The 24,575-nt window shown below is 62.7% G+C and carries 21 protein-coding genes and 1 tRNA gene; 10 read left to right on the top strand and 12 right to left on the bottom strand.

The features are described 5' to 3' along the window. The first annotated feature begins 36 nt into the window (after nucleotides 1–36). Entirely contained in the window at nucleotides 37–1,908 is a 1,872-nt protein-coding gene (locus EHO51_RS01085; protein WP_164479316.1) for a CHASE3 domain-containing protein, read from the top strand. A 77-nt stretch (nucleotides 1,909–1,985) separates the two neighbouring features. Here the strand turns inward: EHO51_RS01085 and EHO51_RS01080 are convergent, their stop codons facing one another. From EHO51_RS01080 to EHO51_RS01065, 4 genes are all read right to left on the bottom strand, one after another. After that, on the bottom strand, nucleotides 1,986–3,512 hold the full coding sequence (locus EHO51_RS01080) for an amidase (RefSeq protein WP_245434689.1): 1,527 nt from the start codon (nucleotides 3,510–3,512) through the stop codon (nucleotides 1,986–1,988). A gap of 99 nt (nucleotides 3,513–3,611) precedes the next feature. Next, on the bottom strand, nucleotides 3,612–5,042 hold the full coding sequence (locus EHO51_RS01075) for a SagB/ThcOx family dehydrogenase (RefSeq protein WP_124737337.1): 1,431 nt from the start codon (nucleotides 5,040–5,042) through the stop codon (nucleotides 3,612–3,614). Between the two features lies 1 nt (nucleotide 5,043). Further along, nucleotides 5,044–7,311, bottom strand: a complete 2,268-nt coding sequence (locus EHO51_RS01070; protein WP_124737336.1) for a TOMM precursor leader peptide-binding protein — start codon at nucleotides 7,309–7,311, stop codon at nucleotides 5,044–5,046. Nucleotides 7,312–7,523: 212 nt separating this feature from the next. Then, nucleotides 7,524–7,982 carry a hypothetical protein gene (locus EHO51_RS01065; RefSeq protein WP_124737335.1) on the bottom strand — a complete coding sequence of 153 codons (459 nt, stop codon included), beginning with the start codon at nucleotides 7,980–7,982 and terminating at the stop codon, nucleotides 7,524–7,526. A gap of 351 nt (nucleotides 7,983–8,333) precedes the next feature. Here EHO51_RS01065 and nikR point away from each other — a divergent pair, with 351 nt between their 5' ends. The 6 genes from nikR (at nucleotide 8,334) to EHO51_RS01025 (ending at nucleotide 16,872) form a co-directional block, all read left to right on the top strand. Further along, nucleotides 8,334–8,801 carry a nickel-responsive transcriptional regulator NikR gene (nikR, locus tag EHO51_RS01060; protein ID WP_124737334.1) on the top strand — a complete coding sequence of 156 codons (468 nt, stop codon included), beginning with the start codon at nucleotides 8,334–8,336 and terminating at the stop codon, nucleotides 8,799–8,801. Between the two features lie 124 nt (nucleotides 8,802–8,925). Continuing rightward, complete coding sequence (locus EHO51_RS01055; protein ID WP_124737333.1) at nucleotides 8,926–11,349, top strand: TonB-dependent receptor; 2,424 nt, start codon at nucleotides 8,926–8,928, stop codon at nucleotides 11,347–11,349. Nucleotides 11,350–11,519: 170 nt separating this feature from the next. Further along, nucleotides 11,520–13,424 carry a DNA primase gene (gene dnaG, locus EHO51_RS01045; protein ID WP_124737332.1) on the top strand — a complete coding sequence of 635 codons (1,905 nt, stop codon included), beginning with the start codon at nucleotides 11,520–11,522 and terminating at the stop codon, nucleotides 13,422–13,424. Between the two features lie 225 nt (nucleotides 13,425–13,649). Then, complete coding sequence (gene rpoD / locus EHO51_RS01040; RefSeq protein WP_124737331.1) at nucleotides 13,650–15,665, top strand: RNA polymerase sigma factor RpoD; 2,016 nt, start codon at nucleotides 13,650–13,652, stop codon at nucleotides 15,663–15,665. 26 nt (nucleotides 15,666–15,691) lie between these two features. Next, the gene (locus EHO51_RS01035; protein WP_124737330.1) at nucleotides 15,692–15,931 is read left to right on the top strand and encodes a DUF1902 domain-containing protein; all 240 of its coding nucleotides are present in this window, start codon (nucleotides 15,692–15,694) and stop codon (nucleotides 15,929–15,931) included. Nucleotides 15,932–16,254: 323 nt separating this feature from the next. After that, on the top strand, nucleotides 16,255–16,872 hold the full coding sequence (locus EHO51_RS01025) for a Uma2 family endonuclease (protein WP_124737329.1): 618 nt from the start codon (nucleotides 16,255–16,257) through the stop codon (nucleotides 16,870–16,872). A 40-nt stretch (nucleotides 16,873–16,912) separates the two neighbouring features. On the opposite strand, the gene EHO51_RS01020 is transcribed toward EHO51_RS01025, so the two are convergent. From EHO51_RS01020 to EHO51_RS01000, 5 genes are read right to left on the bottom strand one after another with little or no spacing between them, the layout of a single operon-like run. After that, complete coding sequence (locus EHO51_RS01020) at nucleotides 16,913–17,119, bottom strand: type II toxin-antitoxin system HicB family antitoxin (RefSeq protein WP_014891039.1); 207 nt, start codon at nucleotides 17,117–17,119, stop codon at nucleotides 16,913–16,915. After that, on the bottom strand, nucleotides 17,119–17,313 hold the full coding sequence (locus EHO51_RS01015) for a type II toxin-antitoxin system HicA family toxin (RefSeq protein WP_014891040.1): 195 nt from the start codon (nucleotides 17,311–17,313) through the stop codon (nucleotides 17,119–17,121). Before EHO51_RS01015 ends, EHO51_RS01020 begins: the two co-directional genes overlap by 1 nt. 33 nt (nucleotides 17,314–17,346) lie before the next feature. Continuing rightward, on the bottom strand, nucleotides 17,347–18,657 hold the full coding sequence (locus tag EHO51_RS01010) for an MFS transporter (RefSeq protein WP_124737328.1): 1,311 nt from the start codon (nucleotides 18,655–18,657) through the stop codon (nucleotides 17,347–17,349). A 7-nt stretch (nucleotides 18,658–18,664) separates the two neighbouring features. After that, the gene (locus EHO51_RS01005) at nucleotides 18,665–19,381 is read right to left on the bottom strand and encodes a DUF1345 domain-containing protein (RefSeq protein ID WP_124737327.1); all 717 of its coding nucleotides are present in this window, start codon (nucleotides 19,379–19,381) and stop codon (nucleotides 18,665–18,667) included. 12 nt (nucleotides 19,382–19,393) lie between these two features. Beyond that, nucleotides 19,394–20,326, bottom strand: a complete 933-nt coding sequence (locus EHO51_RS01000) for a polyprenyl synthetase family protein (RefSeq protein WP_124737326.1) — start codon at nucleotides 20,324–20,326, stop codon at nucleotides 19,394–19,396. Nucleotides 20,327–20,663: 337 nt separating this feature from the next. Between EHO51_RS01000 and EHO51_RS00995 the strand changes: the two genes are divergently transcribed. Together EHO51_RS00995 and EHO51_RS00990 are read left to right on the top strand one after the other, a co-directional pair. Further along, nucleotides 20,664–20,954, top strand: coding sequence for a hypothetical protein (locus tag EHO51_RS00995; RefSeq protein WP_124737325.1), 291 nt, complete (start codon nucleotides 20,664–20,666; stop codon nucleotides 20,952–20,954). A 497-nt stretch (nucleotides 20,955–21,451) separates the two neighbouring features. Further along, nucleotides 21,452–21,670, top strand: coding sequence for a hypothetical protein (locus tag EHO51_RS00990; RefSeq protein ID WP_245434688.1), 219 nt, complete (start codon nucleotides 21,452–21,454; stop codon nucleotides 21,668–21,670). A gap of 159 nt (nucleotides 21,671–21,829) precedes the next feature. Here the strand turns inward: EHO51_RS00990 and EHO51_RS00985 are convergent. Next, a tRNA-Thr gene (locus EHO51_RS00985) sits at nucleotides 21,830–21,904 on the bottom strand. Between the two features lie 489 nt (nucleotides 21,905–22,393). Between EHO51_RS00985 and EHO51_RS00980 the strand changes: the two genes are divergently transcribed. Then, nucleotides 22,394–22,771 (top strand): transposase, encoded by a 378-nt coding sequence (locus EHO51_RS00980; protein WP_164479315.1) that lies wholly within the window; start codon nucleotides 22,394–22,396, stop codon nucleotides 22,769–22,771. A 5-nt stretch (nucleotides 22,772–22,776) separates the two neighbouring features. Here EHO51_RS00980 and EHO51_RS00975 read toward each other — a convergent pair whose 3' ends face one another. Both EHO51_RS00975 and EHO51_RS00970 read right to left on the bottom strand, forming a co-directional pair. After that, on the bottom strand, nucleotides 22,777–23,613 hold the full coding sequence (locus EHO51_RS00975; RefSeq protein WP_124737322.1) for a transglutaminase family protein: 837 nt from the start codon (nucleotides 23,611–23,613) through the stop codon (nucleotides 22,777–22,779). 10 nt (nucleotides 23,614–23,623) lie between these two features. Continuing rightward, the gene (locus tag EHO51_RS00970; protein WP_124737321.1) at nucleotides 23,624–24,571 is read right to left on the bottom strand and encodes an alpha-E domain-containing protein; all 948 of its coding nucleotides are present in this window, start codon (nucleotides 24,569–24,571) and stop codon (nucleotides 23,624–23,626) included. Between the last annotated feature and the right edge of the window lie 4 nt (nucleotides 24,572–24,575).

The raw sequence follows: 24,575 nt of genomic DNA, 5'->3' as shown, positions 1-24,575 counted from the left end.
GTTAATGGCGTCGCCTGTTTGGCGAGGTCCTGGGAAATGACAGTAACGGTTACGCTTCCGAAAAAGGCCGTGTCATGGGCCATCTTCGGATGCCTTGTCGCGGCGATCGGCGGCGCCGCCATCTCGCTTCAAAAACAGGTGGCGGCGCAAACATGGGTCGAGCACACGCTCTATGTGCGCACGGCGCTTCTGCAAACCCTCTCCACCCTTCAGGACGCGGAAACAGGCCAGCGGGGCTTCTTGCTGACCGGCGACGAAACGTTTTTGGAGCCCTTCCGTAACGCTGAACGAACGATTGGCGAGCGCTGGGCGACGTTGGAGCGGAATGTTTCAGACAATGAAATGCAGAAGCAGCGACTAGATCGCTTGCGTTCGGTCGCGGCAGAAAGACTAGGTTCGTTACGCAAGCGCATTCAGGAACGCCAAGTCGCGCCGGATGCGCCTTTGACCGATGGTCTTAAGATCGGCAAACGGCTCATGAACGAGGCGCGCAGCGTCATTGCCGAAATGCTCGCCGAAGAAGAGCGCCTTTTGACGACGAGAAACGCCGAAATGCGCTGGACGGTGACGTTGACGCAGATTGGCGTTGCAGGCGCTCTCCTGTCAGCGGCTCTCCTGGGTTGGGCGACCCTCAAAGACCGACAGAGGCAGGTCGCCGAACTTCAGACGGCCAATGTCGCGCTTCGAATTGCGCTCAAGCAGGCCGCCGAGGAAAGCGAACAGCGGGAACGCGTGGAAAGCCAACTCAGGCAAGCGCAGAAAATGCAAGCAGTCGGGCAGCTTACGGGCGGCTTGGCGCATGACTTCAACAATATGCTTGCCGTCATCGTCGGATGCCTCAACCTCCTGAAGCGCAAGATGGCGCGCGGCGAGATCGACAAGGATAGCTTGATCGACAAGGCCATGGAATGCGTCGATCGCGCGGCAGCCTTAACTCATCGCCTGCTCGCCTTTTCGCGTCAGCAGCCGCTCGCGCCCCAGACCGTGGACGCCAATAAGTTGGTGGGCGGGATGGCGGAGATGATCCGGCGCACCCTTGGCGAATCCATCAACGTCGAGACGGTTCTCGCGAGCGGGGTCTGGCGGATCCACGTCGACCCCAACCAACTTGAGAGCGCGATATTGAATCTGGCGGTTAACGCCCGCGATGCGATGAACGACGAAGGCAAGGTGACGATCGAGACCTCGAACGCTTACATCGACGACAACTACGCGCGGGAACACGCCGAAGTGAAGGAGGGTCAATACGTATTGGTCGCCGTCAGCGATTCCGGAACCGGCATGCCGCCGGAAATTATCGCCAAAGCCTTTGAGCCATTCTTCACCACCAAAGGCCCTGGCAAAGGAACGGGGCTCGGCCTCAGTCAAGTGTTCGGTTTCGTCAAGCAGTCAGGCGGACACATCAAAATCTATTCGGAGATTGGCCAGGGCACGACGGTCAAGATCTATCTGCCACGCTTCGTTGGCGAGGGAGAAGTCGCCGGTCCAAGGCGTGAGCCGAGCGCTGCCGGGATGGCTTTCCGAGGTTCACCGCAGACGCTCATCCTCGTCGTCGAAGACGAGGATCGGATGCGGAGCGTCGCCGTCGCGATGGTCCAGGATTTGGGGTACAGCGTGCTCGCTGCGGCGAGCGCCGTCGAGGCGCTTGCGCTTATAAACGCCAATCCTGATATCGATCTGCTATTCACCGACATTGTCATGCCGGACATGAACGGTCGCGCGCTCGCGGAAGAGGCGCTGCGCCGTCGCCCCGACCTGAAGATTGTGTTTACAACGGGCTTCTCGCGGAACGCCGTGATTCACAACGGCGTGCTCGATCGCGGCGTAAATTTCCTGCCAAAGCCATTCTCGATCGAGCAGTTGGCGCAGAAGGTCAGCGCTGTTCTTGGCGTTATGGAGACTACCTGAAGCCGCTCGCCGACACCGGCGATGCGCCAGTTGGGAACGAAGCGCGCCGATGACGGCGTTACGGACGCGCTCATCACCTACGCATAGTCCGGCGGAGGCGCGAAACCGCCGAACTCCCGCTCAAGGAGTTCGGCGAAGCCGATCGTGGTGCGATCTTCGAGGTAAGGTCCTATGATCTGCACGCCGATCGGCAAACCGGTCTCGGTTCGATCGATCGGCGCCACGGTCGCCGGGAGGCCGGCGGTCGTGGCAAGCTCCGCCCACACGATTTGCGCATCGAGGTAGGCGTAGGTGCGGCCGTCGATCTCGATGCGTCGCGACTCGATCGACGAATGATCGTGCGGAAAAGCGGGCGTCGGCATCGCCGGGCAGAGCACGACGTCCCACTCACGAAAGAGTTCTCGCCATCGCTCCTGAAGTTCGCTCCGCGCCCCGTCGGCCGCGAGCCAATCCCGATGGCTGATGACCGCGCCGCGCGTACGTTCGGCCGCGAGGCTCCGGTTCCGGGGCGACAGCGCTGCGGCCGCGCCGCGAAGCCTGGCATAGACGCTGGGTCGCAAATCCGCGCCCCAAAATGCGGACAACAGCCGAACATAGAGGCGCGCCGATTCGGCAAGGTCGGGCAGCAAAGGACTGGCGTGCGCGAGTTTCGCCCCCGCACGGACGAGCCGCTCCGACAATCGACCGAGCGCCGCCCGCACCACGTTCGCGGTCCGGCCAAGCGGATGCGTGTCGATGACGAGAACGCGAAAGCCCTTGAGGTTATCGTGCCGCGCGGAGGGCAAAGCCAGTCGGTAGCCGGCGCCGGCGCGCTCCTCGTCCGGTCCGGCGATCACATCGAGCGCAAGCGCGAGATCCGCAGCGCTTCTCGCCATTGGACCGATGACTCCGAGATCGCAAGGGCGCGGCAAAGGCGGGGCGCCCGGCGGGGTCAGTCCGCGATTAGGCACAAGGCCAGAGGTCGGCTTGTGAGCATAGACGCCGCAATAATGCGCTGGCGCGCGCAACGAACCGCCACGGTCCGAGCCGATCGACAGCGGCCCGAAACCGCAAGCAAGCGCCGCCGCCGAGCCGCCCGAGGATCCTCCTGGCGTGAGCCGAAGACTCCAAGGATTATTGGTTGTGCCGTAGATGTCATTGTAGGTCTGCCAATCGCTCAGCATCAGCGGAACATTGGTCTTGCCGAGGATGACAGCGCCCGCATTCTTTAAGCGAGCGACGACCAAGGCGTCTTCTTGCGGCATGAAGCGCTTGAACTGCGGGTCGCCCCAGGTCGTCGGCAGTCCGGCAATATTGAAAGATTCTTTCACCGTCATCGGGACGCCAAGCAATGCGCCCGCTCCCCCGCGAGACAGCGCGACATCGGCCGCCTTGGCCGCCTCGCGCGCGCGTTCGAAGTCTCGGGCAACGACGGCATTGACGCGCCGGTCCGCCGTCTCGATGCGCGCAATCGCGCGATCTGCGAGCTCCAGCGCGGAAATCTTTCGCGCCCGCAAAGCGGCGAAGAGGTCTTTGATCGTGCAGTAGTCCCACTCCGATGCGGGAAGGGGACGGGTGTTCTGAGCCAGCGCCCCGAGCGACCATGGGGCGGTCGCGGCCGCCATGGCGGATGTCCCTGCCCCGATCAAAACATCTCGTCGTGCTGCGCCAGTCATTGGACGATTCCTGACCGCCGATCTGTCAGTCGCGCTGGCGACGCGCCGTCAATCGGCGAGCGGCGTTGAATCGCTCTGAACGCCGCGTCCGATCGCGATCTGGCCGACTGACCCTTCAACGTGAAACGCGAGGCCCGTCATCTTCGCAAAGAGGTCGATATCTCCGACGCCGACGGCGCAGGCGCCGATCTCCATCTCCGTGGCCATCAGATAGAGCGTCTGCATCAGCACGCCGACGTGTTTCAGAACGAGCGCATAGGCGAAGCCGCTGTATTTCCAGGACACGCGGCTGAACCGCGCCGACATTGTCATGAGGACTTGCGGGACCGCCGGCGCGCCCATGGCGAATTGCGCATCCTCCAGCATGGCCGTGAGCCAATGCGCGTTCGTCTCGATCAAAACAAGAGCGTGCTGGTTGGCGTCGTAATGATAGAAGCCGCGCGCCAGACCCTCACATCTGTCGACGGCGAGATAGAGCTCCAATTCGTAGCTCGCGCCACCCGATGGATAGGGGCGAGGGGCGACCTCGGACTCATCCTCGTCTTCGTCAGTCTTTCGCTTTCGCGATATGATTCGTGCGGCGCCGTCGAGGAGCCGCGCCACCTCCGTCAGCGTGATCGGACGCTGCTCATCGAAGACGCGAATCGAGCGTCGGCGCCGCAGCAATGTCGCAAAAGCCGAAGGCGGCGCCGTCTCAAGCGTCTTCAGGTCGATCGCCGGCCCCGGCCAGCTCGGCCGTACCGCGGGCGGCAGCGCTGCGAGATGGGCGTGGGCATAGATCCCGCCGGAAGGATTAGCGTGACGCCCGTTCGTGCTGCGGGCGTGGAACAGCAGATCATGGAAGTCCCACAAGACGAGATCCTCGTCGCCCTCGGCCGCGCGCAGCGCTTTGTCGGCGCCCGGACCGGGCGTGAACAGGATTTCGCCGTCGAGGAGCAGCGCCAGCAGCTCGACACCGGGAAAGTCGGCCGAGTCGCGAAGCTCTCTCACCGTACGCGCCTCCGACAGATGCGCGATCATTGCTGCAACGCTGGGATCGCACAGTCGGAAGAGCGCGCATGCGCGCGGCGATTCGAGCACCATGTCGGCGCCGCGCCGCCGCATATAGGCGAAGCGCGACAACGTCAGAGCGCAATCCTCGTCGATTTCGATCATCCGTGGCGCATAATCGCGCATCTGCGGCTCGACGACGATGAGATCGGGACCGCTCGGCGCGCGCGCCAGGCGATATTCCACCAGTCCGTAAAGCGCGAGTCTTCGGACGAGTTCGCTCATCTCGTCGTCCGGCTCGCCATCGAACGCCACGCCCGTGTCGAAGTCGGCGGCGCGCTCTGTGACATCGGCGCCAAACTTTCCGAACTCCACGCTCCGACCATCGAAAAGGGCCGTGAGCCCACCCGCGGCGTTGCGCTCGAGCGTGACGCCAGGATTGAGTCGCGCGAAGAGCCGCGCCGGCGGTTGGGACGTATCGCTAGGCAAATTAGGTGCGGGGGAACAAAGGGTTGACATCGGCTTCGCGCACCGGCCGCTTGCGCAGACCCAGCGCGATGGGCACGTCGTAGAGACGGCCGGGGCCGAAGCGGCGATAGAAATGCCGCAGTCCCGGAACGATCACCCGAACCACCGGCACATCAATATCCGGACGCGTCTGATCGAGGACGAGGAAATCGTGCCCAGCCCGCGCGGCGAGCTTGACGCAGGCCAGCACCTGGTCGCGGCCGTCGAGTTGGGCGAAATTCTTGAACCGCGACCGCCCGAACGACGCCTTGCCCTGCGGCCGCATATAGGCGTGCTTGCGCAGCGGCAGAGGGTCGCCGCCATAATCGTCGTCGGGCCCGAGCTCGGGGCGGCCGCCGAGGCTGTCGATGGCAAGAAACTGGTTGAGTTCGGTCATGGCCCGCAGCGTCGCGATCCTTGGATCGAAATGCGCGCCCGCCGCGACTTCGATATACTCCCGTCCGTCCTCGGTCCAATGAGCGACGGCGACGACGACTGGAATGCCGAGATCGCTCGTTACGTCCAGCGCCCAGACGTCTCGCCCCATTCTGGCGAACACCGCGCGCAGATCGCGCACATAGCTGTCGCCGAGCTTGTCGAGATCGATCTCCGGACGACGCAAACGGTTGTACCACCAGATCGCATATGCGTCCCGCTCAATCAGTTCGAGGAAACCCTGAATAATGGCTTCCTCGATCGTATTGCCCGCCGCGCAACCGTTCGAATCAGCGCTGATCTGATTCGCGCTGTCGGACTCGTGGAAGAAATAAAGAAGGCCGGTGGGAACGTATTTGAAACATTCGTCGCGCAGCGACCACACGGGCGACCATTCCGTCTCGGCGGCGGGATCGAAGCGCTGTGCGCCCTCGCCGCAGCCGCCGCTTTTCGCGCCCTGCTCATATTGCGCGTCGCTATAGAGCAGGATGTCGTCGGGCAGGATCGCCTCGCCGGCCGGGAAATCCGCGAATCGTCGGACGGTCCTGATCTCGTCGCCCTGGAAAATCCCGCAGTAGCGCTCGATCGCCTCCATCAGCGCGCTGGCTTCGCCCTGTTCGGCGACGCTGCCCTTGCCATAGCTGTCTCCGCTCAGCCCGGCCTGAAGGGCGTCGACGGTTTCGGGGCGCGGCGAAAAATTATGTCTGGCGATGAAGCTCGCGTCGAGCGGCTGTTGGCTCTGGATCCGATCAAGATGCGATACGACGCCGGTCAGCGGGCTCACATGCTTGCGATTGCGGGCAAGTGTGTCGCTCGGCGCGACCGATCTGTAGCCTCCGCTCGTCACGACGCTCGCGCTGCCGGCATGCAGCGGGATGGGCGTGGGCGTTCGCGCGGGATCGCGCAGCTCGGGGTCGCCGCAGCTTGGGCATTGCGGCCGAGCCGGCACATAATGCCGTGCGACGGTCGAGCCCAGCATGTCCAGGCTCACGATGTGCTGGCGCAGATCGGTGCGGAAGCCGCTGGCGATCGCCTTGGCGATCTCCGCGGCGGCGATGCCAGCGCCGCTCAGGCCGAGTGGATTGGCGCCAAGCGGCGAGACAGCGACGCAGCGCGCCTCCTTGCGGCCAAGGAAAGCCTTGACCTGTCGATTCCAGTTCATGCGATCGGCGAGGCATCTCCAACAGGCGCTCTTGCCCGGGCTGAAGATCGGGCCGACCAGCGGGAAAACACCGGAAGGCTGCACCAGCAGCCAGTCCTGCTTCGCCTCGAGCCGCCGGCGGTTGAACTCCGCGAGCTGACCTTCAAGATAATCGCCGACCAAGGCGATGGTCAGATCGCCCCCGCGCTTCACGACCTTAACGCCGAAAACGCCCAGCGCCTTCTCCAGCTCCCGCGCGCCGCTGATCCCGAGCGCTTCGATCTGAACGGAGACCTTTTGCAGATTTTTCTCGGCGACTTCCGGCTGTAAGCCGAGACTCGCCCAATAGCCCGCCGCAACGCCATCGGATGCGCCCGCTGGGACGACGAAGCGGCGATCGAGCAGGCGCTTGAACGCCTCGTCTATTGAATCAACGGGAAACTCTGCGGAGAGCGCCTGGCGTATGGCGTCGGCGTCCTCTCCCGCGCCGATACGCTCGGCCAGCGCGCAATAGAGCGCGCCACGGAGGAAAAACTTTCTGTCCTCCGAATAAAGGCAGACAGCGTCAGGCGGCAGGACATAGACAGAAAAATTTGGCGCGAATCGAAGGGCGTTGACTAACCGCTCTTGTGAAACCGGCTTCGGCGCAAGCGGTTTAGATACGTCAATTGTCATTTGGCTGTCGCGCGCCCCCCGTCTCGTCGCGCCCAGGAGCGACGAGATTTTGTTCGATTCAGGAATCCGAGAGACGAACGTAGACCCACAGACCTGCGCGGAACACTATAAATGTTCCGCACGATCTTACTGCACGCCTCGGCCCACGTCCTCGGGCCGAAGCGCCGACGGCCTATCGGAACCGACTCAGCCGTCAAATGTGCAGTAGTGCGTCACCCGCAACCACGGCAGCCACAGCCGCGACAGCCGCAGCCCCGACATCCGCGGCAGCCACAGCCCCTACAACCGCGGCATCCGCCCCACCACCAAGCGACCTGCTCGGTCTTGACGGCCGGGACTTCTTCGCGATCGAAAAGGCGGAACGAATTCAGCCCCACGTCGAACACTTCCTGTTCGCGCAGATCGATCGTGCGCGTCCGGCCCGTCGTGGGAGCCGTCGAAGCGTCAGCAGGAGAACTGTCGACGCAGGCAGCGCCCGCGAGCGACAAAGATACACCCATCACGCCGAGGGCTTTCTTGCCTCGACGTTTGTTCTGTGGATTGTCCGATGAGCGCGCCATAGAGTCCTCCCAAAAAATCTCAAAAACCGCACGGATGCAGACAATAGCGCCCATCGCGCGCTGGTCAATACTCATCCGATAAAAGGCGAGCCCAAATGTCTCGACGATCATCGATGGGATGAAGCCAGCTACGCATACGCCCGCCAAAGCCTTCCCGCGCATCTACAGATCACATGGTTAACGTCAGGGACCGGCTCGCCGGAATATTTGGCTCAAGCGATCCGCGTAGCGATTCTTCGGGAGCGCGCGACACGGTGGCCAAACGCATGCGAGGCCACGCCCTGGAGAAACATGTTAGCCGCAGAAACCCAACGCGTCGGCGCTTCAGCTAACGGCCGACTTCAAATCGCGACGGCTATTGGCGGCCAATGCGCCTTAGCGTAATGAAATAGTGGTCGCGCTTGCCCGACTTTTTGTTGGGTTGGACCGCATGGCGGAGGCGCGAACAGCCGGAGCCCTCATATGCAGCGCGTAACGATAACGATCGACGAAGAGCTGATGAGCGCGCTCGATCAGTATATGGAGGCAGGCGGCCATCGAAATCGCTCCGAGGCCGTTCGCGATCTCGTCCGCGCCGGGCTGCTGAAAACGCCAGAAGCCGATGACAACGCCCGCCCCTGCATGGCGGCGCTCGTTTACGTCTACGACCATGAGACGCGGCAGCTGTCGAAAAAACTGATGCATGACCATCACTCTCATGCCGACATGTCGATCGCGACGCTGCACGTGCACATCGATGAAGCGACCTGTCTCGAAGTGTCGCTGCTTAAGGGCCAGAAGACGGATGTCGAGCACTTCGCCGGCCATGTGATCGGCGAGCGCGGCGTTCGATACGGGCAGCTCGTCGTCTTGCCGGCGGATCTCGAGCAGGGCGAAACGCCCCACGTCGATCGCCACACGACCGGCCGCCACCCGCACCATTCCAGCTAGAGCGCTTCGTCTGTGATAAATCGGCAACGCTTTCGGCAAATTGCATTGAGCCAATTGACCCAACGCATCGCGTAAGACAATTTTCAAAAAAAATCACAATAACGCGTATGTTGGGTGACGCCGAATGAACCGCAGAAACGCCGCTTCCGTATCCGCTTTCGCCATCGCGATTTCGCTTATTGGCGCTGAGGCGCAGGCGCAATTCACCGCGCTCCCAACGATCAATGTCGGCGGTCAGCGCCCGGCGGCCAGCACCGCTGCGAGGCCATCGCGACCGAGTGGGCAAGCGACGCGCGGCCCAGTTCGTCAAACGCCAGCCATTCAGGATCCCACGGTGTCGGTCGGGCAAAAACCGCCGCCGCTCACGGCGTCGAGCGACAAGTTCTACACCGGCGCGGAAGTGACGGCTTATCCCTATTCGCGTCCAAGCGAGTCGCTTGAAATCGTGCCCGGCTTGATCGTCTCGCAGCACTCAGGCGAGGGCAAAGCCAACCAATATTTCCTGCGCGGCTTCAACCTCGATCACGGAACCGATCTCGCGCTCTATCTCGACGGCATGCCGCTGAACATGCGCACGCACGGCCACGGGCAAGGCTACGCCGACACAAATTTCCTCATGCCCGAGCTGTTGTCGTCGATTCTAGTGCACAAAGGGCCCTACGCGGCCGAAGACGGAGATTTCTCTTCGGCCGGCTCGATCTACATCCAATACATCGATAAAATCGACAAAGGCTATTTCTCCGGAACAGGCGGCAGTTTCGGCTATGGCCGCGGTTTCGCGATCCAGCCCTATAAAGATATCTATGGCGGCGACGCCTACGGCGCCGTTGAAATGAATGTTTACAACGGTCCCTGGGAGCGCGGCGACGAAGTAAAGAAGATCAACGGCGTATTGCGCTGGACGCGCGGCACGCAGAGCGACGGATTGTCTCTGACCGCAATGGCCTACGCCAACCGCTGGTATTCGACCGATCAGATTCCCATGCGCGCCGTGAATTCCGGCCTGCTGTCGCTATGGGGCACGACGGACCCGACCGACGGCGGCGACACGACTCGTTTTTCGCTCTCTGGACGATGGAGCCAGACAGAGGGCAATCACTATTCGCGCGTCGAAGCCTATGCGATCCGCTCGACTCTGGAGCTCTACAACAACTTCACTTACTACCTCGCGCATCCTGACGTCGGAGATCAGTTCCGCCAGTTCGACCGGCGCACGATCGTCGGCGTCAACGCTCAGCATGGGATCGCCTGGAACTCCTTCGGCCTTCCCGTCCAGACCCGCTTCGGGCTTCAGGGTCGCTATGACGACATCCGTCTGGGCCTGCAGGAAAGCTTCCGCCGCAACATCTACGATTCGATCCGAAACGATTATGTCGGAGAGGGCAGCATCGGCTTCTGGACCGATACGACGGTGAGTTGGACGCCATGGCTGCGAACGGTGGCAGGCGCGCGCGTCGACCTTTATTCAGCCGCCACCAACTCGATTCAAACGCTGGCCGACGCTCCCAAAGTCTTGAACAGCGCCGGGCTGCCGGTTTTTCTATGGACCGGTCCCTTTAACAATGGTCAGAAAGACGCGTCTATCTTCAGTCCTAAGGCCTCGATCATTCTCGGTCCCTGGTATGCGACCGAGATGTTCCTGAATTTCGGAGAGGGATTCCATTCCACCGACGCGCGCGGCACCGTGCAGAGCTTCGCGAGCGCGGAAATCGGCGGCATCGAGGGTCTCGACCTCGACAGCTTCTCCGTCGTCGGGCGCATTCCGCTGCTCGTGAAGTCGCGCGGCGCGGAAATCGGCTGGCGCACCAAATTCATCGAGGGACTCGACTCAAGCGTGAGCCTGTTCTGGCTTAATCTCGATTCCGAAAATCAATATGTCGGCGACGCCGGCACGACGGAATTCGGCCGCCCGAGCCGCCGCTACGGCATCGAAATCGCCAATCACTATCATCCGGTGTCCTGGATCAGCTTCGACGGCAATGTGGCCATCGTGAATACGCGCTTCCGCGGCGTCGATCAAAATGCGTGGCTCAGCTATGCCGAACTGACGACGGCGGAGACGCTGCCTTACGGAACCTTCCTTGGCAACGCCCCTGGCAACTATCTCTTCAACGCCCCCGCGATCGTGGCGATGGGCGGGCTCGAAATCGGCGAGGCCACCGGTTGGTTCGCCGGCATGAAATACCGCTATTTCGGCGCGCGGCCGCTAACGCCGGATGGCTATTTCACCTCGCCCGCCACTGGCACCCTCAACGCGCGGCTCGGCTATCGCTGGGCGGACGGCTGGCGCATCCAGCTCGACGCCTTCAACATCTTCAATTCGCGCTCCGACCAGATCACCTACGCCTATGGGTCGCTGCTGCCGAGCGACGCCCTCTATCAGCAATGCGTCAACGGCCTCGCCCCCGGCGCGGTTTGCGGGGTCGGCGTCATGGACCGCCACTTCAAGCCGGTCGAGCCGCCGGCGGTGCGCCTGACATTCGGCGGTCCAATCAGCTTTGAGTCGCTGCCCGACTTCACAGCGCCGCTGCGGGTCGTGTCGGACTAGCAGCGCTCAACCCGCCTTGCGCTGCTTCACATAGCTGCGCAGCACGGCATTGATGCGCCGCTGATAGCCCGGGCCTTGCGCCGTATATTCGGCGAGCGGATCAGCTGTGAATCATGGGCATCGCGGTGAATTTGTTCCCTGCCGAGAAGGAGTAGTGCTAGGGACACCCTATGCGCTTTTCCCCTTCCTTCCTCGATGAGATACGGGCGCGCCTGCCCGTCTCCGAGGTCGTGCGCCAGAGGGTCAAGCTCAGGAAGGAAGGCAGAGAGTGGCGGGGCCTTTCGCCCTTCAACGCCGAAAAGACCCCCTCCTTTTACGTCAACGACCAGAAGATGCGCTGGTTCGACTTCTCTGCGGGGAAGAACGGCAACATCTTCGATTTTGTCATGGAGACGGAGGGGCTCTCCTTCCCCGAGGCGGTGGAGAGACTGGCGGCCCTCGCGGGGCTGCCCCTGCCCGTCGAGACCAAAGAGCAGCAAGAACAGGACCGACGGCGCGCGACGCTGGGCGAGGCGCTGGAGGCGGCGGCGGTTTTTTTCGAAAAGCAGCTCGCCGGCGCCGCAGGGCGCGAGGCGCGCGCCTATCTCGACCGCAGACAGATTTCCTTGGCCGCGCGCGAAAAATTCCGCCTGGGTTTTGCGCCGCCCGAGCGGCATGCGCTGCGCGATCACCTCGCCGCCAAGGGCGCAAGCGTCGAAACGATGATCGAGGCGGGCCTCCTCGTTCACGGCGAGGATATCGCCGTTCCCTACGATCGGTTCCGCAATCGGGTGATGTTTCCGATCTGCGACCGCGCCGGACGGGTCATCGCCTTTGGCGGACGCGCCCTGGAGGCGGACGCCCAGGCGAAATATCTCAACTCCCCCGAGACGCCGCTCTTTCACAAGGGCGCGACGCTCTACAATCTGCACAACGCCCGCAAGACGGCGCATGAGGCCGGCGCGGTGATCGCCGTCGAGGGCTATGTCGACGTTATCGCGCTGGCCGCCGCGGGCTTCCCCAACGCGGTCGCCCCCCTGGGCACTGCGCTGACGCCGGAGCAATGCGCCCTGCTCTGGCGCCTGGCCGAGGAGCCGATCCTCTGCTTCGACGGCGACAAGGCCGGATTGAAAGCGGCCTTTCGGGCGGTGGATACGGCGCTGCCGCTGATTGGCCCCGGGCGCTCGCTGCGATTCGTCCTTCTGCCGGACGGCCAGGACCCTGACGAACTGCTGCGCTCAAGCGGGTCGGAGGCGCTGGCGGAAGCGTTGAACCACCCGCTGCCGCTCGTCGATCTCCTGTGGATGCGCGAGACCGATGCGGCGACGTTGGATACGCCCGAGCGGCGCGCCGCGCTCGAGCGGCGGCTGCGCGAGATCGTTGGTCAGATCGGCGATGACGACCTGCGACGTCACTACCTCCAGGAGCTGGCGCAGCGGCTTGACCGCCTCTTCAGTCGCGACCGACGCGCCCCATTTCGACGCCCGGACGGCGCGCGGCGAGGCGCGAGCGGTCGCCGGCGCGCTTCCGACGAGGGCGCCTTAACCATTGGTCCAGGCCTGGCGAATTCGCCGCTGTTTCGCGGCGTCAAGTCCGCGATTGCGCCGCGCGAGGCGCTTATCCTGCTGATTCTCATTAATCATCCAGATCTCATCGACTCCCGCGCGGAGGATCTGGCCACGCTTGATCTTGAGTCCGCCGACGCGCGCGACTTGCGCGACGCGCTCCTGCGGTTCGCGGAGAGCAACGCGAGCGATAAACTTGAGCTTCACCCGTTTTTGGCGGCGCTCGGACTTGCGCGGACGGTCGCCCGGCTCGAGGCGATGGCCGCCCATTCGACGCTGTGGAGCGTGCGCCCTGAGGCCGCGGCCGCGGACGCCGGCGAGAGCCTGCGACAGGCTTTCGCCTTGCATCGCAGATCATTGGCGTTAAATAGAGAGTTGCGCGCGGTGCAAGCGCTGCTGGCCGACAACCCAAACGAGCGGGATCACGCGCGGCTGAAGGATATTCAGACCCAGTTGTCTGCGCTAGATGGCGCAGAAGCAGCGGTGGAAGGTTACGGATCACTTTCCGGCCGGCCGTCGCGCAACTTATGAATTCGCATGGGTTGGCGCCGTGGCGAGGACTCTTGGCGAAGAGGGGACGGAAAGCGCGCCGCTAGGGGGCGGGGCGATGGTTTTTCCGCGGTCGGTCGGGCTTTTTTGGTCCGCTTGCCGCGCCTTGGCTTAGAGAGGGCCGGCCTCTCTGGCTTATTTTAGAAAACTTGCGCCTTGCCTGGTTCGGGGAAAGCCGATCCGGGGCGAGGCGTTTGGAGCTTGTGGATGGCGAAGAAAGACGAAAATAAGGTCGAGAACGAAACCGTAGCGGCGACGGAGGCTTCCGACGGACCGCTTCTCGATCTCAACGACGCCGCCGTCAAGCGGATGATTAAGCTCGCGAAAAAACGCGGCTTTGTCACCTATGCCGAGCTGAACGCGGTGCTGCCGTCCGAGGAAGTGTCGTCGGATCAGATCGAGGACGTCTACGCGATGCTCTCGGAAATGGGCATCACCGTCTCTGAGGGCGACGACCCGGACGACGTCGAGGCCGAAGAACAAAGCCCCGAGGAAGAAGAACCGGAAGGCGGCGAGCTCGTCGAGACCCCTCGCGCGACCGCCGTGGCGACGCGCACGTCGGAGCCCGCCGATCGCACCGACGACCCCGTGCGCATGTATCTGCGCGAGATGGGCTCGGTCGAACTTCTGTCGCGAGAAGGCGAAATCGCCATCGCCAAGCGCATCGAGGCCGGGCGCGAAGCGATGATCGCCGGGCTCTGCGAGAGCCCGCTGACCTTCCAGGCCATCATCATTTGGCGCGAGGAATTGGAAGCCGGCAAGGTCCTGCTGCGCGACATCATCGATCTTGAGGCGACCTACGCCGGCCCCGAGGGCAAGGCGACGAAGACCGCTGAGCCGGCGTCCGCCGCCGACCTGGCGCCGGCGACCGCGCCGCGGACCCCGCCCGCCGGGCTGCAGGAGGACGTCCCGCCCGCCGAAGAGTCTTTCGAGGAAGAAGACGACATGGAGAACTCCGTGTCGCTCTCGGCGATGGAATTGGAACTGAAGCCGAAGGTTCTCGAAACCTTCGCGCGCATCGCCGACGCCTATAAGAAGCTGCGCCGGCTCCAGGACCAGAACGTCGAGAACAAGCTCAAGAACGAGACCCTGACGCCCGCTCAGGAGCGCAAATATAAGACGCTCAAGAAGGAAATCGTCGCCGACGTCAAATCGCTTTCGCTGAACCAGAACCGCATCGAGGCGCTGGTCGAGCAGCTCTACGACATTAATAAGCGACTCATCGGCTATGAGACGAAGCTCCTGCGGCTCGCCGACAGCCACGGCGTGATGCGCGAAGACTTCATCGACAAGTTCCACGGCTCGGAGCTCGACCCCAAATGGGTCATGCGCGTCGCCAAGCTCGGCTCCAAGGGCTGGAGGGAGTTCGTCGCCGCGGACAAGGATCGCATCAAGGATCTGCGCGGCGACATTCATGCGCTTGCGACCGAGACGGGGCTGGAAATCTCCGAGTTCCGCAAGATCGTGCATATGGTGCAAAAGGGCGAGCGCGAAGCCCGGCAGGCGAAAAAGGAAATGGTCGAGGCGAATCTGCGTCTCGTGATCTCCATCGCCAAGAAATACACCAATCGCGGCCTGCAATTCCTCGACCTCATCCAGGAAGGCAACATCGGCCTGATGAAGGCCGTCGATAAATTCGAGTATCGCCGCGGCTATAAATTCTCGACCTATGCGACATGGTGGATTCGTCAGGCGATCACCCGCTCGATCGCCGACCAGGCGCGCACCATCCGCATTCCGGTGCATATGATCGAGACGATCAACAAGATCGTGCGGACCTCGCGCCAGATGCTGCATGAGATCGGACGCGAGCCGACGCCCGAGGAGCTTTCCGAGAAGCTCGCCATGCCGCTCGAGAAAGTGCGCAAGGTGCTCAAGATCGCCAAGGAGCCGATCAGCCTGGAGACGCCGATCGGCGACGAGGAAGATTCGCATCTTGGGGATTTCATCGAGGACAAAAACGCCGTGCTGCCGATCGAGGCGGCGATCCAGTCGAATCTGCGCGAGACGACGACGCGAGTCTTGTCGTCGCTGACCCCGCGCGAAGAACGCGTGCTGCGCATGCGCTTTGGCATCGGCATGAACACCGACCACACGCTCGAAGAAGTCGGCCAGCAGTTCTCGGTGACGCGCGAGCGCATCCGTCAGATCGAGGCGAAGGCGCTGCGGAAGCTGAAGCACCCGTCAAGGAGCCGGAAGCTGCGGAGCTTCTTGGATAACTGACGCGACGCGCGGCGGAGAAACGAGGAATGAAAAAAAAACCGGTCATTTTCACAATTTCCGCCGCATGGGATGACGCGGCTTCGGTCTGGAGCGGCCATTGCGATGAAATTCCGGCGGCGGCTGACGCTCCAACGCTCGACGAACTCTTCGCGAAGATATCGGCCATGACGCTCGACCTGCTGGCGGACAACCACCTCGGCGTCGACCCGGCATCGGTGTATTTGCAGATTTCCGCGCTGCGCGAGGTCGAACAGGCGGTCGCGTGATGGCGCCGCAGTTCGATCGTCCCTTGCGCGAATTATTGCGCGCCGCAGGTTGCATCATGGTGCGCCAATCCCGTCACTGGACGCAATTTCGCCGTTCCCATCGGAATTCCCAGCCGCCACACCGCTAATGCCATTTTGCGTCAGGCGGGACTGAAAAAAGCGTTTTGAACGATCACGCCGCAGTGTTCATTTCATACGGAAGCGATTGCGCAGACCAAGGCCGAACCTGCCTGCTTCAGGATGCTTAGGGCTCTGGTGGGAAGGCTTGCCTGCCACAATCGTTCGGTTTCACGGAATTCCACGGGAGTGCTATCGTAGCCTCCATGAACTCGCATCTCCGCCCGAGCGATCTCCCACTCTCGACCCAGGCCGCCGAAGGCATGCCTCGGCGCTGCTGGACCGTCGCGGAAATCGAGGAAATGGTCCGAGTCGGCATCATCGACGAAGACGAACACTTCGAACTCATCGGCGGGGAGGTCGTGCCCCTGTCGCCCAAGGGGGCTCGGCATGAGTGGATTAAGATTGAGCTGAATCGATTTTTGCAACGTGTTGCGCCAGCCCATCTGACCATTGCGCCAGAAACGACGCTGCGACTTGACGCCCGCACGTTCGTCGAGCCCGACTTCTGCGTCTTCCCTCGCGATCTCGACCTTAAGGCGCTCGACGGCCCCGCTGTCTTGCTTGCGCTCGAAGTCGCGGATTCGAGTCTCAATTACGACAAGGGCCGCAAGATCGGCATTTATGCGGCATATGGCGTTCGTGAAGTCTGGGTCGTCGACGCCATTCGCGCCACGATCCGGATTCATCGCCGGTTGGGCGCCAGCGGCTACGCCGAGATCGTGGAGCTTCCGTCAAGCGAGCTTGCGACGCCGATGCTCGCGCCCGAACTTGCCGTGCGCCTGTCGGACCTCGGCATAGGACCAGCGGCGGAGCCGGTCTAGAATTCGTTCAAAGGTCATGCGCTCACGAGCAGACCATGGTTTACGCCTCGACATATTCCGCAACGGCGCTAGGCGGTGGCACGGGTAAACCGTCGGATTCCAGTCCCTCAATATGGAATCGGATCGCTTCTCGGAGTTCCTGCTCCACGTCGGAGATGGTCGCTCCTGTCGCGATGCAGCCCGGCAAGTCCGGCACATAGGCCGAATAATTATCGCCCGCCTTTTCGATCACGACTGCGTAACGCATCACTGTTTCTCCTTCAGACCTGCCTGTTTAAGAATGCTGTTCAGCGTTCCCGGAGAAATATCGTCTGAAAGCTTGCCCGCGACGGTTGCGCGACCCGCCTTGGTCGGGTGTTTGAACTGGCGATGGCTACCTCTTGTGGCGGCCAAAAACCAGCCGTCCTCCTCCAGCAAACGGATCACGTCCTTTACTTTCATAAGGCTGAAAGGCCCGTGTATCCGAACATCATATTATATCTCTTCCCGCTCGATCCGCGAATTCCTCTTCGTATCCGGCATCGTCGCGTAGACGATGAGCGAAATGAAGATCGCGGCGCTCGCATAGTAGAAGAACCAGCTCTCATGGCCTTGCGCCTTGAACCAGAGCGCCACATATTCCGCCGAGCCGCCAAAAACGGAAACTGTAGCTGCATAAGGCAAAGCGACGCCGGTGACGCGGATCGCCGCCGGAAAGAGTTCGGCCTTCACCACGGCGTTGATCGAGGTGTAAAGCGCGACGATCAACCAAGCGCAGCAAATCAGAATAAAGGCTGTCCATGGATCGCGCATCGTCTGAATGGCTGACAAGAGCGGCGCGGTGAAGATCGTTCCCAGCACGCCGAAGGCGATGAGCATCGGTCGCCGGCCGACGCGATCCGACAAGGCGCCGTAGATCGGTTGCAGACAGAGCGCGAAGAGAAGCGAGCCGGCCGCAATCCACGTCGTCTGCGCATCGCTCAATCCGACGGACAGCTTCAAGAATTTCTGCATGTAGGTCGTATAGACATAGAAGGCGATCGTGCCGCCGAGCGTCAGTCCAACGACCGTCGCCGTCTCGCGCTTATGCGCGAGCAGCGCGCTGAGCGATCCGCGCCGCCGCTCGGCGCGCGACGCCTTGAAGGCGGGCGTTTCCGCAAGATCCCGGCGCATATAGAGCGCCACGATGGCGAGCAGCGCGCCGAAGGCGAAAGGGATGCGCCAGCCCCAGTCGCGCAGCGCCTGAGCGTCGAGCACGACATTCTGCAAGATGAGCAGCACGCAAAGCGCCAGCAATTGGCCGGCGATCATCGTCACATATTGAAAGCTCGAATAGAAACCGCGCCGCTCGGGATGCGCCATCTCGGCAAGATAGGTCGCGCTCGATCCATATTCGCCGCCAAGACTGACGCCCTGAACGAGGCGCGCGAGGAGCAGCGTCGCCGGCGCGCCGACGCCGATCGTCGCATAGGTCGGCGCGAGCGCGATGAGGAGCGAACCCAGACACATCAGCAGCACCGAGAGCATCAGCGCGGCGCGCCGGCCGCGCCCGTCCCCGATGCGCCCGAACACATAGGCGCCGATCGGCCGCATCAAAAATCCAAGCGCAAAAACGCCGGAAGCCGACATCATCTGCGCGAGGGGGTCTTCGCCAGGAAAGAATGAATCGGCGAAATAAAGAGAAAAGGCCGAATAGACGTAAAAGTCGTACCATTCGACGAGATTGCCGACCGAGCCGATCAAAATCGCGCGCAGTCGCGCGGCTTCAGTCTTGATGGTGTCTATCGCCGCCGCATCTTCCTTCATATGTCCTTCAGACCAACTGGCTGGCGACGTTCACCATGAGCGCGAGAATGGTGGTGTTGTAGAAAAAGGCCACGATGCCATGCGTCGCCACCATCAGTCTCATCTGCGACGAGCAGGTTTCAATGTCGGCCGTCTGAAAGGCGACGCCGATGACATAGGAAAAATACAGGAAGTCGATGTATTGCGGCATCCTGGTGTTGGGAAAATGCAGTCCGCCGCGCGCCGTCGGCGGCTCGTCCGGATCATGCTCCTCCTCGAAATAAAATTCATGCGCATAATGGAAGGCGAATGTCAGGTGCAGGAACAGCCAGGAATTCAGCACCGTGATGATGGTGAGCGCGATGGCTGCGCCCTTCTCCCAGCCTTCCATTGACTTCACCGAACCAAGCTCGACGACGACGGCTCCGAAAGAGGCTGTGGCGATCGCGGTCGTGAGCAACAGCATGACGAAGCGGCCTTCGTCGAGAATCTGGGCGCGCTCGCGAATGGTGTCGTGCGTGGCGCCGACGATGAGCAGGTAGACGAGAACGAAATAGCACAGCGCTACGGCGTTCCATGCGACGAGCGCGCGTGCGACCGGCTGCATCGCCTGCGGCAGAAGCAATCCGACGATGACGCCGAGCGCGAGACTGAGAAAGAGCTGCGGGCGCGCGCGAACAATACGAAATGGCGCCAGGATCGCCGAGGCGCGCCGACGGGTCTTGGACAGTCCTAGTCGGGACATCGGCGCGATTCCTCAGTTGCGCCGCGCGGCGACGAAACGTGCGGCCTCCGTGAGAATGTCGGTTCCCTCGCCCAGTCCTGTCTCGCGCAGCGCCGCCGTCGCTTCGGCGACCAGCGCGTCGCGCCTCACGCGCGCGGCGTCGAGACCGAGAAGACCGACAAGAGTCGCCTTGCCGCGTTCGGCGTCCTTGCCGGCGCGCTTGCCGAGCGCGGCGCTATCGCCCTCTGCGTCGAGAATGTCGTCGGCGATCTGAAAAGCCGCGCCCAGCGCTTCGCCATAGCGCGTCAGCGCGCCCGCCTGCGACACGGAAGCGCCGCCGAGAATGCCTCCGGCGTCGACGGCGAAGCGCAACAGAGCGCCCGTCTTCATCGCCTGCATCCGCAAGGTTTCCTCGAGCGTGAGCGGCGTCGCCGCGGTTTCCGCGGCAAGGTCGAGCGCCTGTCCGCCGACCATGCCGCCAAGCCCCGCCGCGCGCGCCAAGGCGAGCACCAGCGCCGCGCGCACGCCAGCGTCCGGGTGCGTCTTCGGATCGGCGACGACGTCGAACGCGTAGGTCAACAGCCCGTCGCCCGCGAGGATCGCCGTCGCCTCGTCGAAGGCCTTGTGAGTCGTCGGCCGGCCGCGGCGCAGATCGTCATCGTCCATCGCCGGAAGATCGTCATGCGCGAGCGAATAGCAATGAATCATTTCAAGCGCGCAGGCGGTGCGCAGCGCCGCTTCGCCGACGACGCCGAAGAGTCGCGCGGATTCGATGACGAGAAAGGGCCGCAGCCGCTTGCCGCCGCCGAGCGAAGAATAGCGCATCGCCTCGAGAAGGCGCGCGGGGCGGGCGATCTCGCCGGGAAGCGGCGCAGGCGCGAGTAGCGCGTCGAGCGCAGTTTCAGTGGCGTCGGCGGCGGCGTCGAGACGGCGGCGAAATTCCTCCGCGCATGCGGCTGCATCCATGAGAGCGATGTCCTTCAAAGCAAACAACAATGGCTGCTAGCAAATTTACGGTCCAATCCCAAGGGCGCCGTTCGCGCTCCTTTATGGCGAAAACTCGTCGCGTATCGGGCTTTTCCTAAGCGGCGAACGCCTGAAACTCGAGCGATGTTGTATTTTTGCGACAGTCATTGCAGACGGCATTTAATAAACTCCGCCCGACGCCAATGCGGCTGGCGGCTTACCCAAGCGGCCGTCGGCCGCGGCGTCGTACAGACTCTCGCGGCGCGCATACAATCGATTGGTCCGGCGCCGCTCCGCCTGGATGCGGACGATCCAGCGTCACCCTGAGGAGAAACGCATGAAGAAAGTTCTGCTGCTGACGACCGCCCTGGCGGCGGCCGCGCCGCTTACGGCGTGCAATACTCCCGGTGAACGCGCAGCAGGCGGCGCCGTGATCGGCGGACTTGGCGGCGCGGGCATTGGCGCGCTTGCGTCCGGCGGACGCGCCGGGGGCACCCTCGCCGGCGCGGCGATCGGCGCGGCCAGCGGCGCCGTCGTCGGCGCGGCGACCGCTCCGCCGCCACGCTGCGCGCGCTGGGGCTGGGACTATTACGGCAACCGCGTCTGCGTCGCTTTCTATAACTACTAAGCGCACGCAATTTTTTTAAAACCGCAGGCCCCGTCGCCTGCGGTTTTTCTTTTCTTTTCCGCCTACGCGATCGCCGCGCTGTGGGGCAACGCTTCTTGATCTTGGAGGTGAGACCGCTAATTTGAAGCGAGCGGCGCTGCCTGGAGAGAGTTCATGCCGGAAGGTTTAACGAGACTGATGATTCTAGGGGCGATCGGTTTCTTTCTCGGCGCTGCGATCGTCAGCTATTACTCCGGCTGAAACCTTCAGTCGCAGCAAGTCGCGGGTGCAGGACCGGTTTCCGTCGCCCTGGCGACGCGCTTGCTGAATCGACTCTGGCCTGTCTCGAAGCCGCTACCGGGCGCGCTCGCCCGAGCACGAATTGGCGTCTGATGAGCGGCCGAGCGCCGCGCTTTTCCCACGCGTAGGCCGCGCGGACGCAGGACTTGCGCGCTAATAGTTGGTTAACCATGTTGATCTAAATGAGTGCGGACGAGGCGCAATCAGGAGACGTAGCGATGGCGATGAGCAACAGGACCAAGATTGGTGTCGTTCTGGCGGTGGGGGTTCTCGCCGGCCTCTCGTCGGGGTTGCTGTCCCTGCTGCTTTTGGCGGTGGCGGGCTTCCTGATCGCCTGGGGCCAGAACCCCAAAGCCGTTGAGGACTTTTTCGAAACCCTTCCCTTTAGAGACTACAGCTCAAAAGCCTTCTCTCGCTTGAACTCGATCCTCTCTTAGGATCTCCGGCCACGGGAGGCGCCTCGCGTCGCCGTCTATCCGCTCGACAACATCGAAAAAGCCCGCCGGACCCTCTGGCGGGCTTTTTTCTGCGCGCAAGATCGGCCTTTTACGCGCCCGCCCGCATGTCACGTCGAACTGAGAGACAAATTATTGAGCTGGTGCTGCAAGAGAGGATTGAACTCTCGACCTCTCCCTTACCAAGGGAGTGCTCTACCACTGAGCTACTGCAGCGCTTGATCGCCCGAAACGCATGAAATCGCGTCCGACGCGTTCGGCGCCTGTGTGCCACAGGGACGCGCAAGTCGCAAGCGCGCGCGCGTCCAGCCCAGGGCTTCGAACTCGAGATAATTTCGCCTCACTCTCAGCCGTCATGCCCGGCCTTGTGCCGGGCATCCACGCCGGTCAACCGCGAAACGCTTCGCGCGGAGACGGTACTTCCGCCTCATATCCTCACATTTGCCTCGTGTCGTCGCGTGGATGGCCGCGACAAGCGCGGCCATGACGCAGTGAGATGACCCCCTCGTTAACCTGGATTCGGAGCCCTGGCGTCCAGTCTCATGCGGCGGCTGAACGCAAATCTTCGCCGGACGACCCCGCGCCGAAATAGGTTGTGCTGTTTAAAATTACAACCTAGGATAGAAATATCGATCGATCATCCCGGCCCTTCACATCGAAGCGTCCGGCGGGTCGACGTCGCAACGCGCCGCGACGGAGGATCTATTGATTGAGCAGTATCTGTCGGACGAACATTGGCAGGCCGTCGCTCCCGTCCTTCCCGGAAAACAAGGCGACCCAGGCTGTAGGGGCCGCGACAATCGGCTTTTTCTCGAAGCGGTGTTCTGGATCGTTCGCACCGGCGCGCCCTGGCGCAGCCTGCCGCCGCGGTTCGGCAAATGGTACACGGCTTATACGCGCTACCATCGCTGGGACAGGAAGGGCGTCTGGCCGCGCGTCGTGGCCGCGCTCAACGCATGCGATTTCCAATATGACGAAGACGGGCTGCGCTTCACGCCGTGCGATGAAATCGGCTTAGCCGAGCGCGCGCGAAGCGACGCCGACGCGCGCCAGAGCGCGGCCAGTCAATTGATCGGAGTCTGAGACAGCTACTGCGATTGCGACTGCGACTGGCTGAAGGCCGCCGCCCGCGCGACGCGCACTTTGACGTCCAGCGTTTCGCCGCCGCCGCCGGAGTGCGAGCCGCGGATCGGCGCCGCGCCCAGATAGTCGAGCGCTATCGCGACGCGCACATGATTTTCCTGCGGCGAGACGCCATGCGTCGGATCGAAGGCCACCCAGCCGAGATCCTCGACATAGGCCTCGGCCCATGCGTGGCCGGCGACCTGATCCTCGCCATCGCTGCCGAGGAAATAGCCGCTCACATAGCGCGCCGGCGCGCCGATCCCGCGCGCGCAGGCGATGAAGAGATGCGAATAGTCCTGACAGACGCCCTTGCGATGCTCGAAACATTCCGCCGCCGTCGTGCCCGAATGCGTCGCGGCGGCGTCGAATGTGAGTGATTCGTGAATCGCGCCAAGGAGCGCATGGAGCTTCGAGAGCGTTCCGCTTTCCTTCGACGTCGTTTCGCGCGCGAAATCGCAGATCGCCACGTTGGGGGACGTCAGCGGCGTGTCGCGCATGAATAGGACCGGCGGAAAGCGCTCGACCGCGCCCGATACGACTCCGGCGATGTCGAAGGTCGTCACCTCCCCTTCCACCACTGTGGAAATCGACTCAAGCGGCCCGTCCACGGAGAAGCGGTGCAGCGTATTGCCGAACGCGTCTTCCGACTGCACCAGTCGGCAATCGCGATCGACGTCGATGCGCCAGTCGACGACATGCTGCCCGTCGTGACTGCGTGGCGTCAGGCGAAGATGCTGCACGGCCGTTCGCGGCGGCTCCGCATAGCGATAGGTCGTTTCATGCCGTATGCGGATGCGCATCAGATTTCGCTCAAAAGAGATATTGCTCGGAGATGAGCGCGGCCAGTCGGTTGTTTTCAGAGATGAAGGATTGCACGAATTCGTGCAGCCCGCCCTGGAAGACGCTCTCCATATTCAATTTTTCGAGCTTGCCGTAGACGCCGCGGGCGTGACGCTGCGACACGCCCTGGCGCCCGTGGGCGCGGGCAAGATTGTCGAGATTGCGCACGATCGACTCATAGCAGGAAATCAGCGAACGCGGCATCTCCGGACGGAGGATCAACAGATCGGCGACGAGCCAAGGCTTCATGCTCGTGCGATAGACCCAATGATAGGCGGTATGCGCAGACACGGCGCGCAGAATGGCCGACCATTGGAAATAGTCGAGGGAACCGCCGACGATCTCCTTCTCGGGCAGCAGCACATGATATTTGACGTCGAGCAAACGCGCCGTGTTGTCGGCGCGTTCGATGAAAAGCCCGACGCGCGAGAACCAATAGGCGTCGTTGCGCAGCATGGTGCGATAGGCGCCGCCGTCATAGGTCAGCGACGTCTGCTTGATGACCTCGAGAAAGCGCGCCAGCTCCTCGGCGCAAGGGACGACGCCGCGCGACTCTAGCGCGCGCATTTCCAGATAGGCGTCGTTGATCGACTCCCACATTTCGATGGTCAACGCCGTGCGCACGGCGCGGGCGTTGGCGCGCGCCTGCTCCAGGCAGTTGCGGATCGATCCCGGATTTTCCGGCGCGAAGGTGAGAAACTCGATGACGTTGGCTTCATCGACGGGGCGTCCGGAGGCATCGAACGATAGCGACGCGCCCGACGACAGCAGCACGCTTTCCCACTCGGTTTCGTCGCCGCCATAGGCCTTGGGCAGCGCGGCGAGGCGCCGCGACGCCTGGATGGCGCGCGCCAGGAAGTCGGCGCGCTCCATGTAGCGGGCGAGCCAGTACAGATTGTCGGCGGTGCGGGAAAGCATCAGC

Origin of the sequence: Methylocystis rosea (genome assembly GCF_003855495.1) — a bacterium.
Lineage (GTDB): Bacteria > Pseudomonadota > Alphaproteobacteria > Rhizobiales > Beijerinckiaceae > Methylocystis > Methylocystis rosea_A.
This window is presented reverse-complemented; position numbering and strand designations above follow the sequence as displayed.